General features: G+C 56.7%; 11 protein-coding genes and 1 pseudogene. 7 read left to right on the top strand and 5 right to left on the bottom strand.

Features of this window, described 5'->3' with window-relative positions:
• The first annotated feature begins 70 nt into the window (after positions 1-70).
• Genes ACZ1HM_RS16745 through ACZ1HM_RS16730 form a run of 4 tightly spaced genes read left to right on the top strand, consistent with a single transcriptional unit; the run spans position 71 to position 6064 of the window.
• Entirely contained in the window at positions 71-1714 is a 1644-nt protein-coding gene (locus ACZ1HM_RS16745; protein ID WP_472743785.1) for an alkaline phosphatase family protein, read from the top strand.
• 3 nt (positions 1715-1717) lie between these two features.
• Positions 1718-2980 carry an alkyl sulfatase dimerization domain-containing protein gene (locus tag ACZ1HM_RS16740; protein WP_472743784.1) on the top strand — a complete coding sequence of 421 codons (1263 nt, stop codon included), beginning with the start codon at positions 1718-1720 and terminating at the stop codon, positions 2978-2980.
• Positions 2977-5073, top strand: a complete 2097-nt coding sequence (locus ACZ1HM_RS16735; protein ID WP_472743783.1) for a TRAP transporter permease — start codon at positions 2977-2979, stop codon at positions 5071-5073. Before ACZ1HM_RS16740 ends, ACZ1HM_RS16735 begins: the two co-directional genes overlap by 4 nt.
• A gap of 13 nt (positions 5074-5086) precedes the next feature.
• The gene (locus tag ACZ1HM_RS16730) at positions 5087-6064 is read left to right on the top strand and encodes a TAXI family TRAP transporter solute-binding subunit (protein ID WP_472743782.1); all 978 of its coding nucleotides are present in this window, start codon (positions 5087-5089) and stop codon (positions 6062-6064) included.
• Between the two features lie 70 nt (positions 6065-6134).
• Here ACZ1HM_RS16730 and ACZ1HM_RS16725 read toward each other — a convergent pair whose 3' ends face one another.
• Complete coding sequence (locus ACZ1HM_RS16725; RefSeq protein WP_472743781.1) at positions 6135-7046, bottom strand: LysR family transcriptional regulator; 912 nt, start codon at positions 7044-7046, stop codon at positions 6135-6137.
• A 97-nt stretch (positions 7047-7143) separates the two neighbouring features.
• Here ACZ1HM_RS16725 and ACZ1HM_RS16720 point away from each other — a divergent pair, with 97 nt between their 5' ends.
• Both ACZ1HM_RS16720 and ACZ1HM_RS16715 read left to right on the top strand, forming a co-directional pair.
• Positions 7144-7428 (top strand): DUF2218 domain-containing protein, encoded by a 285-nt coding sequence (locus tag ACZ1HM_RS16720; protein ID WP_472743780.1) that lies wholly within the window; start codon positions 7144-7146, stop codon positions 7426-7428.
• Positions 7429-7451: 23 nt separating this feature from the next.
• Complete coding sequence (locus ACZ1HM_RS16715; protein WP_472743779.1) at positions 7452-8291, top strand: nuclear transport factor 2 family protein; 840 nt, start codon at positions 7452-7454, stop codon at positions 8289-8291.
• A 393-nt stretch (positions 8292-8684) separates the two neighbouring features.
• Here ACZ1HM_RS16715 and ACZ1HM_RS16710 read toward each other — a convergent pair whose 3' ends face one another.
• From ACZ1HM_RS16710 to ACZ1HM_RS16695, 4 genes and pseudogenes are all read right to left on the bottom strand, one after another.
• The gene (locus ACZ1HM_RS16710) at positions 8685-9776 is read right to left on the bottom strand and encodes an aminomethyl transferase family protein (RefSeq protein WP_472743778.1); all 1092 of its coding nucleotides are present in this window, start codon (positions 9774-9776) and stop codon (positions 8685-8687) included.
• A 12-nt stretch (positions 9777-9788) separates the two neighbouring features.
• A complete protein-coding gene (locus tag ACZ1HM_RS16705; protein ID WP_472743777.1) occupies positions 9789-10529 on the bottom strand; it encodes a trimethylamine methyltransferase family protein in 741 nt (246 codons plus the stop codon).
• 121 nt (positions 10530-10650) lie between these two features.
• Positions 10651-11259, bottom strand: a pseudogene (locus ACZ1HM_RS16700) (trimethylamine methyltransferase family protein); the annotation flags it as partial.
• Positions 11260-11266: 7 nt separating this feature from the next.
• Positions 11267-11518: a hypothetical protein gene (locus ACZ1HM_RS16695; protein WP_472744686.1), complete on the bottom strand. Its 252-nt coding sequence runs from the start codon at positions 11516-11518 to the stop codon at positions 11267-11269.
• On the opposite strand from ACZ1HM_RS16695, the gene ACZ1HM_RS16690 reads away from it, so the two are divergent.
• A complete protein-coding gene (locus ACZ1HM_RS16690) occupies positions 11459-12391 on the top strand; it encodes a LysR substrate-binding domain-containing protein (protein ID WP_472743776.1) in 933 nt (310 codons plus the stop codon). The genes ACZ1HM_RS16695 and ACZ1HM_RS16690 overlap by 60 nt on opposite strands.
• Positions 12392-12617: the final 226 nt, after the last annotated feature.

Below are 12617 nucleotides of genomic sequence, written 5' to 3'. Positions count from 1 at the left end.
GCCGGGTCGGCAATACTTGTACACCAGAATGGCCGCACACGCATGCGGCTACAGGATTGGGAGGAGACTGATGAACATCCTGTTCATCATGTATGACCAGCTGCGGTTTGATTACCTCAGCTGCGCGGGGCATCCGCATTTGCGCACGCCGAATTTCGATCGGGTGGCTGCGAAAGGTGTGCGATTTACCAATGCGTTTGTGCAATCGCCGGTCTGTGGTCCGAGCCGGATGAGCTTTTACACGGGGCGCTATGTGTCGTCGCATGGTGCCTCGTGGAATGGGTATCCTATACGTGTCGGAGAGCTGACGATGGCGGACCATCTGCGTCGCGCAGGCATGGATTGTTGGCTCATCGGCAAAACACATATGAAGGCAGATGCCGAAGGTATGAAACGTCTTGGCCTCAGCCCGGACAGTGAAATTGGCGCGCGGCAGGCGGAATGCGGGTTCGATGTATGGATCCGGGATGATGGCCTCTGGGGGCAAGGGCCGGACGGTTATTATGATGAACGCCGCTCACCCTACAATGAATATCTGAAATCAAAAGGTTACCCATCCGAAAACCCCTGGGCCTTGCATGCGAATGCAGGTGTGGACGACAAGGGTGACATCGCGTCGGGCTGGATGTTGGGTAATGCCGACAAGCCTGCCAATATCCGCGAAGAAGACAGCGAAACGCCTTGGCTGACACAGCGCACGATAGACTTCATTGATCAAGCGCAGGGGCCCTGGTGCGCGCATGTCAGTTTTATCAAGCCGCATTGGCCCTACATCGTGCCGGCCCCCTATCACGATATGTACGGTGCCAATCATGTGCCGGCACCGCTCAGGCATGAAACCGAGCTTGATGACCCCCATCCGGTTTACGCGGCCTATGCCAGCAACAAGATTGCCGATGCCTTCCAGCGGGACGACGTCAGGAACAAGGTGATCCCCGCCTATATGGGGCTGATTAAGCAATGCGATGATCAGCTTGGGGTTCTGCTCGACCATCTTGAGGATACCGGGCAAATGGATAACACCATGATTGTCCTGACCTCCGATCACGGCGACTATCTGGGTGATCACTGGCTGGGTGAAAAAGACCTGTTCCACGACCCATCCGTCAAGATACCAATGATCATTCATGACCCGCGGCCCGAGGCGGACCCGACGCGTGGCATGGTTTGCGACGCACTTGTCGAGGCAATCGACCTTGTGCCAACGTTCCTAGCGGCTGCGGGTGGGCCTGCTGTCCCTCACATCCTTGAGGGCCGGTCACTGATCCCGTGGCTGCACGGTGAGACGCCAGAGTGGCGGAACTATGTGGTGTCGGAATATGACTATTCGCCAACACCTCAAGCGACCAAGCTGGGGCTGGATCCGATGGATTGTCGCTTGTTCATGATTTTCGACGGGCGGTTCAAATTGATGCATGCTGAGGGTGGATTTCGGCCCATGCTCTTTGATCTGCAAAACGATCCGAACGAATTCACGGACCTTGCAAAATCTCCGGGACATGAGACTGAGATCGACCGCATGTATCGTCTGCTATCCGACTGGGGCCGACGCTGTTCCCAACGCGTAACCAAATCCGACGAAGACATTCGGGCCATGCGCGGCGCGTCCATTAGACGGGGCGTACTGCCCTTTCTGGTGGACGGTTCAGAAGTGCCGGACGAGTTGACCACGGCCTATCGTGGCCCTGTTCAAAAAAACTACTTGGAGGAGTGATCCATGCCGAACAACAGCCTTGTTGAACACAATCAAACCCAGTTCAAAAAACAGGTTGTTGAACTGGCACCCGGCATCTGGACAGCGGTTGGATTTGCCGCTTCCACACAACACATGATCGAAGGAGCCTCCTCGGTAACCATCGTCGATACTTCGGAAAGTACCAGCGCAGCAGCAAACGTTCTGGCCGCGTTCAGAGAGCATTCGCAAAAACGGGTGGCGCGGATCATCTATACCCATAGTCATCGCGATCACATTTCCGGGGCGACGGTGTTTGCCGAAGGGAACGAGGTGCCGATCCTCGCAAGCGCGGCTTTCGAGTCTGATTTGGTTGGTCAGGACGAAACGCGCATTACGCCGAACAAGGCCCTTGGCCGCCGGACGATGGCGCAATTCGGCATCGGTTTGACGCCTGAGGAGCGCATCTCCTTGGGATGCGGTCCTGGTGATCGCCCGATGGAAGGGATGGGAGCCGGACACATACCGCCCAACACTATGGTGGCAGAGGACTGCGATATTGACCTTGATGGTGTGGCGGCCCGCCTGATCCATGCGCCCGGCGAAACGGCTGATCACATCGCGGTTTGGTTGCCCGATGCCGGAGTCCTGTTTCCCGGAGACAACTGGTATCACGCCTTTCCCAATCTCTACGCCATTCGTGGAACGCCTTATCGTGATTTCGCGGCTTGGGCAGACAGCCTGAAGTTGCTTTCTGATCTGGGTGCGCGGGTTCTTGCACCAGGTCATACACAGCCTGTTTTTGGCGAAGACAAGGTGCGCGAGGTTTTGCTGAGCACACGTGATGCGATCCTTCATGTCATGCGCCACACAGCTGAAGGGATGAACGCCGGGCTGTCTCAGGACGACATCGCGGCGTCGCTGGAACTTCCTGAAGAGCTTGCAACGAAGCCGTGGCTTGGTGAGTTTTACGGCAAGGCATCTTGGTCAGCGCGTGCGTTCGCGACGGGCACTCTTGGCTGGTACGATGGCAATCCGACCCATCTGGGGACCCTCTCTTCTGCCACACGGGCCAAACATTTCGCGGACATGGCGGGCGGCGTTGATGCTCTGCGCGCGGCGGCAGAAGCAACCGCCGATCTCCAATGGCGCATGGAGCTTTGCGATCATCTGATCGCTTTGGGGCATCCTGCGCAGCACCTCAAGGCCGATACAATGGCCGCGCTCGCGGAGACAGAGATCAACGCCACGGCGCGCAACACTTATCTTTGGGAAGCCAAGCGTCTTCGCGAAGGAGAGGACCCTTGACCAAAGCCACTCCAATGAAGCGTGTTGGCGATCTCATCGCCTTTGCTTTTACCATCATCATCCTGGTTTATGCCGCGTCCGGCCCGCTGTCGGAATTAGTGCGATTGATCATCGAAAGCACAACACCCGATTTCGAAGAGCTCTCGCGCCGGGATAAGCGGTTGTTGTTTCGCGAGCATTGGCTCGGTGCCAGCTTTCGTGTCTTTGAGCAGGGATTTCTCCTGCCCACCGGTCTGATCCTTGGCTTGCCGCTCGTTTTTGCGTTTGTCATCTCTTACCTGAGTGTCGTTGAAACGCCGGATTGGGCCAAATGGTCGGGCGCAATCCTATCTGCCGGTGTCTTGATACTTTGGATCATCGGCCTGTTTGCGGTTGATGGCGGTGCGTTGCCTTCGGCAAACACGCAAGATTTTGTCCTGTTCCCGCTCGCCTCAGCGCTTGTACTTTATCTCACTTGGCGGATGTTCGGCACGTTTATTGTAGGCTTTTGCCTGTTCTGGGTCGTCTACTTCTTTGTTCGTGGCGCGCTGCCGGACTGGACCGGGATTCTCGCGGGCTCGGAATCGAGCTTCTCTCAAAGCATGCGCTCTATGGTTCTGAATTTCTGGGCGCAGACGGGTGGTATGTTTGGCCAGCCTTTGCAGGTCGTGTCTGGTAACGTTCTGATCTTCATCGTCTTTGGCGCAGTCCTGATGGCCAGTGGGGCTGGAGAGTTGCTGATGAAAATCGCAAACCGCCTAACGGGGCGCTTTACCGGCGGCGCGGCCCATGCCGCCGTTGCCAGTTCCGCGCTGTTTGGAACACTAAGCGGGGCAGCCATTTCGAACGTTGTGTCCACCGGAGTGATGACTATTCCCGTGATCAAACGCTCCGGCTTCAAACCGGCGTTTTCTGCGGCCGTTGAGGCGGCTGCGTCGACCGGCGGGCAAGTTATGCCACCAGTCATGGGGGTGGTCGCCTTCTTCGTCGCGGGCCAGATCGGGCTGGAATACAGGTACATTGTTGTCGCCGCGATCATACCGGCGGCGTTCTTTTACCTTGGCACCTTCATGACTGTCTATTTCGAGGCGCGTCGCCAAGGTGTCGGCCCTCTTCCTGCAGAGAACCGGCCAAAGCTAACCTCGATCGAATTGGTTCAGTGTCTTGTTTTTGTCCTACCGCTGGGCGTGCTGAGCTATTTCCTGTTCGCGCAGCCATCGGTTCAGAAAGCCGGCTTTTATGGGTTCGTCGTCGCACTTGTATCTGCTTTGGTCCTGTTCAGGGGGTTCCGCAATTGGCCAAGCATATATCAAGCATTTGTTAGCGCAGGCCGGATGTCCGGCGCGATCATCATTATTGTCGCCGCGATTGGGTTGATCGTTGGTCTTATTCAGGTTTCGGGTTTCAGCGGTCGGCTATCCCTGCTGCTTGCGCAACTCGCAAGCGGACCGCTCTTTTCGACGCTCATTGTTGTTGCCCTAGGGGCCATTGTTCTGGGCATGGGGCTGCCGCCGGGGGCCACGTATTTCATCATCGTGATTGCGCTCAGCTCTGGCATTGACACCGTGGGCATACCGCCGCTGACACTGCATCTCTTTGTCGTCTTTTTCGCGGTGATCTCGACAGTGACACCACCCGTGGCTCTTGCGGCCTTTGCCGCAGCGCCGATTGCCGGGGCCGATCCCGTGCAGACCGGGTTTCAGGCGGCAAGGCTTGCTTTGGCGGGTTTTCTCATACCGTTCGTCTTCGTTTATCACCCAGCAGTGCTCTACCAATTGCAGAACCTCTTCGTCTGGTTCGGCGGGGAGCTCCCAAATTCCAACGCCATGATCGACATCTCGAGCGTCTCCTGGCTGGATCTGGGTTGGATCATATTTGCTTTCACCTTGTCGATGTGGCTGCTCACCTCCGCAATGACAGGGTTCGAAAAGAACAGGCTCAACGCTGCCGAACGCGCGCTCCGCGTCGCAGCCGGGTTCGCAGTTTTGGTGCCCAGCACGATCATTGCTGCGCCGGCGGTGATCGCAGGTCTGGGTCTAATTATCGCTCACCGGTTCCTTGGCGGAGAACCATCGCCGGTCGATGTCAATTCTGAAACCAACGTAGGTATATAACGGGAGGAACTCTATGCGTACGATAATTGCAGCACTTACAACCGGACTGGCCTTTGCCAATGTCGCTCATGCAGAGGACGTGACGCTCAAGATGGCAACCATTGCACCCAGTCTGGGACAGGCCGTTACCATGGCGACCTTTGCCAATGTCGTTACTGATAACCTGGAAGATGTTTCAATCGAGGTCTCGGGTGGGGGCGCGGCTACAGTTCACATGATGGAGGTCGCGCGTGGCAACCTTGATCTGTCGATGACCAGCCCGGTTGTTTACAATCTTATGGCCGGTGGCAAGGCGATGTACGCCAATCAGGCCGATGCCCCAGGGCTTTCCGAAAACCTGTCGTTGCTGATGTGGTTCCCATATGGTGCCTACCATTTTGCCGTGCGTGCCGACAGTGATATCGAGTTCTTGGATGACATCGAAGGCGCATCCGTCTTTCTCGGTCCGCAAGGCGGTGGAGCCTATAACGCCTCGCGCGGGTGGATCGAAGCCACAACCGGACTGGTGGTTGGCGAGGACTACGACGCTATCAAGGCCAATTGGCAGACCGGCTTTCAAGCCTTCATGGACGGCAAAATAGATGTCTATGTCAATGGTTGCCTCGACCCATGCGGGAACTTCATTCAGTTTACAGAAACGGAAGATATCCGCTTTCTCGGACCTGACAGCGATCAGGGCGAGGCGGTCGAAAAATTCCTGGGTAAATGGCGTTATCGCGGCGAAATCCCGGCGGGACTATATGGCGGGCAAAAGAACGAGGCTTCGGTGATTTCCTTTGACACCGCCGTAGGTATCGCCGTGCGTGCCGATTTAGACGAGGAAACGGTCTACCAGGTCACAAAGACCTTCTGGGACAACATCGATCAAGTTACCTCGGATGCGCCATGGGCCAAGGCTCTGGACGTGAATTTCGCAGCATCCAAGCGCGGGCTGATGGAGTTGCATCCTGGCGCGGCGCGTTACTACCAGGAAATTGGCGCGACGAATTGACGACTATTTCAGGCGGGGTTAACGCCCCGCCCATTCTCACGGCGATTAGACGCACATGTCATAGTGTGCATCACTTCATGTGCTGACTAACGACGCTTGACCCTTTTGATGCCGATGCAAGATGATCGACTAATTGTCGCGTCAGACGTTTCTGACGCCCAATCTCTGGCCAGACAGCATAAACGCCGAGAACAGGTGGTCGCCAAGTCGGGAGCACCTCAATCAGGGTGCCGTCTGCTAGCTCTCGTTCGATTTCACTTCGGGGGAGATGCTGTATTCCAAGTCCTGCAAGCAAGGCCGACTTAGCTGTGGCAACGCTGTCTACTTCTAGCCGAACACTCTCTGGTTCAAAGCCAACCTGTTCTTTCCCTTTCTGAAGCGTGATCGTGTCCGAAATCATCGACAGGGATACAAAGTCAGCAGATTTCAGATCTTCAAGTGACTTAATTTTCGGACAAGACGCAAGGTAGTCCGGAGAGGCTACTAAGACCCGCTCAAAACTGCCAATACGTCGGCTCATGAGTCTACTGTCTGACAGACTTCCAAGTCTGATCGCGAGATCGAACCCATCTCTGACAAGATCTACACGTCGGTCGCTTCCGTGCAGTGAAAGCGCGACCATCGGGTTTTGTTTGGCAAAACTCCACAAGGCTTGGTGGACGTCACTGTTCTCTCCAAAGGCAGGAATCGCAACACGTAGCGCACCGACAAGCTGGTTGCTGGCTGTAGACACCATATCAAGGGCTTCCTCGCCAGCCGCGACCATCCGCCGAGCAGCCTCAAGCATTGATGTGCCTTCCGGCGTGAGCGAGAGCGCACGGGTCGAGCGAAAGAACAGCGAGAGACCAAGCTTTTCTTCAAGCCGCGAAACGTGGTGACTGACGACGGAGGTCGACAGTTTCAGGCTTCGTCCAGCGCCGCTGAAGCTGCCCGCTTCAGCCACAGCGACGAAAACGGCGAGGGCACGATAGTCTTCAATCATATTTCTAATTATTCGAACAATGTTGCCAACAGAATTGGGCTAATTCAAACGATCTCCAGAGTCCAGATATGTCTTCGTCAAGACACGGAGGCACAACATGACTGCAAGCCAGTCCACCATCGCAACAGATCACGCCAGCAAGTATTTACAGCAACTTTGTAAGCACTTTGGTCACAAGGTGCCCGTCACATTCAGTGAGACGGACGGCAAAATCGAACTGCCGTTTGGTGCCTGTATGTTGGTCGCAACGTCGTCCGAACTGACGATGACGGCCACTGCCGATGCCGCAAACCTTTCAAAAACGGAACGTGTGATGGGCGATCATCTGACCCGTTTTGCGTTTCGTGAAAACCTCACCCCAACTTGGCAGCGCGCTGCCTGAACTTTGACGGGAAGGAAAACCTAATGAAGAAAACTCTGACAGCGCTGGGCATTGCCGCAGTGAGCGCAACCTTCGCGGCAGCGGACACCGTCGCAAACAAGGAACTCGTCATCAACGGAATGACGGAGGCTCTTGTTCGGGGCAATGTCGATTCAATCGATACATACTTCGCTGACCCTTACATTCAGCACAATCCGATGGCGGCCTCGGGCGTCGAAGCGCTCAAAGGTTTGGTTGCCAACCTGCCAGGCGACCCGGACGGTGTTTTTGAACCCGCCCGGATCATTGCTGAAGATGATCTGGTTGTAACACATTACGTTTACGAGAACTTTGGCCCGGTTCCCTTGGTGGCCTTTGACGTATTCCGGATCGATAATGGCAAGATCGTCGAGCACTGGGACAACATGATCCCGCTGGCCGATGCGCCCAATCCGTCGGGCCGTACTCAGGTCGACGGTGAAACCGAGGTCACCGCTCTGGACAAAACGGCTGAGAACAAGGCGCTGGTCGAAGACTTCATAACCCGCGTTTTGATCAACGGCGAACAAGTTGACTTCACCGATTACGTGAACCCCGAACAGTATCTACAGCATAACCCGGCGGTCGCAGACGGTCTCGATGGTCTGGGCGCTTTCCTTCAGCAATTGGGTGAGCAAAACATCGCGTTCTACTACACCGCCACACCAATTGTGGTCGCGGAAGGCAACTTCGTCTTTGCCGCTTCCGAAGGTATCTTTGGTGAAACGCCGACAGCTTACTTCGATCTATTCCGTCTCGAAGACGGCCGCATCGTCGAGCATTGGGATGTAATCGCAGACATGCCCTCAGGCGAACTGCCTGAAGGCTATCCAGGTAAGTTCTGAACCCATGCAACGGCAGAGACCAAATGCCCTTGAATCCCGGATGTGATCACTTCGACTAGTATCACTGTCAGTTTTGAACGGCGGTTAAGTCCCCCAGAGTGGGAGTTCGCTGCAGGTTCGACTTTGCACTTGCAGGGAAAGTCCGGTCTGACGGGCCGCACCGCAGCGGAGTGAGACCTTGTCCAAGGTCCGATATGGGCCGGGCGTGTCGATCAAATCCAGACCGTTTAACAGGATTTCGGCGAAGCGGAAAACGACTGCTCCGAGCCCACTTTACCCGATGCTGCGTCATGCTTGAATGGCGGGTTTGCGCATCGGTTTTCGGCCGAGGTCGATTACAGTGATGCGAAGGTCGATCAGAGTTTCGCCCTTCGCTGGAATGTATTGGCTGTGTCAGCTATGCGTCCGCGACTTTTCAGGATCATAGACGGGGCTTGAAGTGATTGTGGCCTTTGTTTCCAGACCGTCGCCCGACACCATGAGTGTGGCACCGCACGAAAGGCTAGGCTCTACATGCGCTAGCGCCAGCGATTTGTTCATCCGGTGCGAATAGCAGGGGCTGTTGATGGTGCCGACGTTCTGACCGTCCAACATCAAGGCTTCACCGCCTTCGACCATGTCTGGATGGTCGATGTCGAGGCAAACGTTGTTGATCTTCTCAGCACCTTTCGCCGCCATGACCGCCGATTTGCCGCGAAAATCACCCTTGGTGCTGCTAACCGTGAAGCCCAGACCAACCTCCCATGGGGTGTTGTCCTCAGTCATGTCGTAGCCGTAGAACAGTAGGCCCGCTTCGATGCGCACCTTGTCGAGCGCAGTGAAAGAACAGGGCATGACGCCTGCCTCGACCAGTTTGTCCCAGATGTCAGTGATTACCGAGCCATCGGCAAAAACCTCGTAGCCGCGTTCGCCAGAGTATCCGGTGCGTGAAATCCGGCAAGAATGACCAAAAAGCAACGCAGGCGCATGCTCAAAAAAGGCCAGATCAGCCAGGTCGATATCCGCATGCGCGTTGAGAATATCCAGCGACGCAGGTCCCTGCACCGACAGATCATGCAAATCATCGGTGAACTGCACCTGAACATCGTGCCCCTCCGCCGAAGCTTGCAAAAGCGCCATCGTGCCGCCCGAGCCGTGCACGATCATCCACTCGTCACCGCCGTTGTTCGACACGATAGCATCATCCGCGATGCCACCCTGATCGGTTAGAACACAGAGATAGGCCGACCGGCCCGGCGTGACCTTGGAAAGATCGCGTGTGGTCAGGTGATCGAGAACCGCCTGAGCGTCAGAACCGCGCACGAACACTTTTTTCAATGGCGACATGTCGAACATCCCCGCGCGCTCGCGCACCGCATCGTGCTCGTCGTTGGGGTCGGCGTTGTAGGTCCAGGCCGTTCCCATACCATTCCAATCTTCCAGCCCCGATCCAAGGGCAGTGTGGCGTGAGGCAAGGGCGGATGTGCGGCTGAGTTCTTCGGTCATGGGTGTTCCTTTCTAGTACCATTCGTCCGGCATCTGCGCCTTGCGCTCCGATACGAAGTCCTCAAGCGCGGCATGGATGCTGGGTTCCATTTCAGGTTGTTGGTATTCGTCCAGCATCTGACGCCACCGCGCGGTGGCGCGCTGATCAGCGGTCAGTGCGCCATTTTCGGACCAAGTCTCGAACGGCCCGGCGTCAGATATCTGTGGTTCGAAATTCGCTGTCGTGTAGTGGCGCAGGGTGTGGCTGGTCGACAGGAAATTCTCGCCCGGACTGGTTTCATAGTAGGCGTCCCGGCCAAAGGCCTCGTCATCGGTTTCGAAGCCCTGCAAGAGCTTCAGCATCGCGCCGCAGTGGTCGAGGTCCATGATGAATTTCTCGTACGACATCACTAGCCCGCCCTCGAGCCAGCCTGCTGCATGCCAGACCTGATGCGCGCCAGAGAGCAGCGTTGACCACATCGCGCCGGTGCTGTCCTGCATGGCTTGCCCGTCCGGCGCGTTGGACGTGGTGATCTGCCCCCCGCCGGAGCGCACCGGCACGCCGAGCCTTCTTGCCAGTTGTGTGATAGCCATCGTGGTCATGTTCGCCTCTGGCGATCCAAAGGTCAGCGCGCCAGTGCGCAGATTCATCGTCGAATGGAACGAGCCAAACACCACCGGGCAACCGGGGCGCACCAGCTGTGCCAGCGCGATGCCAACCATGGCTTCGGCCAACGTCTGCGCCGCCACGGCGGCGGGGGAAAGTGGCCCCATGGCACCTGCGAAAATCGCGGGAGAGACGCAAACGCATTGGCCCGCCTCTGCATAGATCTCGCAAGGTGCTCGACATGGTGTCATCATAGATCAGCGGCGAATTGACGTTGATATTGGCCTGCATCACTGCGTGGTGTTCCATGACGTCGCGGCCAAAGACGAGGCGCGCCATTTCGATACTGTCGCGCGCTCGGTCCGGTGCCGTGACAGAGCCCATAAAAGGCTTGGTCGAGAGCGTCAGATGCGCCAGCATCATGTCCAGATGGCGCTTGTTCACTGGAACATCTGTTGGCTCGACAACCGTGCCACCGGAATGGTGTAAAGCGGGTGCAAGATAGGCCAGCTTCATGAAGTTCTGGAAATCCTCCAGCGTCGCATAGCGCCGACCCTTTGAGAGATCGCTGACAAACGGCGAGCCGTATCCCGGCATCAGCACAACGTTGTTGCTGCCAAGCGTTACGGCCTTGGCCGGGTCGCGCGCGTGGAGCTGAAACTCAGGCGGAGCCGTGGCACAGAGCATGCGAACATGACCAGGTTCAAATCTCACGCGTTCACCGTCAACCCGCGCGCCCGCCTGGGCGAAGAGATCCAGCGCCGTTTTGTCCCCTCGAAACTCGACACCGATCTTGTCCAATATCCAGTCCGCCTGATCTTCGATGCGGGCCAATGCCGTCTCATTTAGCAAGTCGTATGCAGGTATCTTGCGGCCGGTGAACGGCGTGCTTTCCAAGGGCGCGTTATGACGTGACAAGCGGCCACGGCGCGCGCGATTCCGGCGCCCCTGAGGTGTTGATGTGTCTGCAATAGCGTTCAAGGACTTCAACGCCGCCTCTTCGTTTGTGGGTCTGAAAGCAGATGAACAGCATAAGAATCTGTTTGGAAATGAAGTTTTTCTGTTCTCTGCGTTTAAATAAATTATACGCTATCTCATGCTTGCCCGGTTTCATCACCACGATCTGCTGAGGCTTTTTGCCGAGATCGCTTGCCATGCCAGCTTTTCGGCTGCGGCGTCGGCACTCAATATGACAAAGGGCGCGATCAGTTATCAGATCAAAACGCTTGAGGCCGATCTGGGGATGAGCCTGTTCCAGCGCACACCGCGCGGCGTCGTACTGACCGGCGAAGGGCTGAAACTGCTGGCGATCTGCCAGACACGATACGACGAGATCGAAGCCGAAATTCAGGCGTTAAAGGGGATCTCGACCCTCTCTCTGACAGTTGGTGTTTCGACCTATTTCGCCGCGCGCTGGTTGTCGCCACGTCTGATGACGTTCATTCAAAGCCACCCGGATGTGCAGCTTCGTATTCAGCCGATGATCGAGTTTTCGGAAGCTGAGATGCATGGCGTGGATTTGGCCATCAGGTGGGGCAACGGGAATTGGGAGGATGGCACCGTGACACCGTTCATGCCTATGCCGTCCTTTCCGGTTGGCAACGCCGATGTTGCGGGGCGGGTAGAGCGGCTGGGGATCAGGGAGGCGGTCACAGAATTAACACTGCTGCGCGATCGCGAAGACAGCAACGCCTGGTCTGAATGGTTGGAGCTCGCGGGCCTGCCGCCGCAAGCGCGTCGAGACGTGTTGATCGTGCCGGATCCTAATGTGCGCGTTCAGGCTGTGATCAATAGCCAAGGTGTCGCTTTGATGGATGATCTGGTGGGCGATGAGTTGGAGGAAGGCAAGCTCCATCGGCTGTCGGATATCATGCTGCCGGACTACGGTTATTTCATCGTCAGGCCAGATCGGGCTACAGCCTCGGAGCCAACGACGGTGTTCTCAGATTGGCTTCAAGATGCAGTTTCAGCCCGCAACCAGGCGTTCGACTCGAGGGAGCAAGCGGCGGCAAAGTCCCACGACCTGTGAGTTCGACCCTGTCGCGATTTTGCGATTGCAGCGAATGACCGGAAAGCGGGCTGCAGCCGCAGAAACTCGATTGCACGGTGAAAGGCAGCAATGGGCCGTCTACGACGGTGCTCTTGGTCTGCCACGTTGCAGACGCTGCGCCGCATCCGAGGTTCGCTTTGAGCCCATCTTTCCAAAATTCGGCGGTGCAGCTAACGTCCGGTCTAGGGATTGGGGACAGCATGAA

The sequence above is a fragment of the Sulfitobacter sp. GN1-4 genome, from assembly GCF_055693825.1.
The sequence above is the reverse complement of the archived record's forward strand: the minus strand, read 5'-3'. Positions and strand labels throughout refer to the sequence as shown.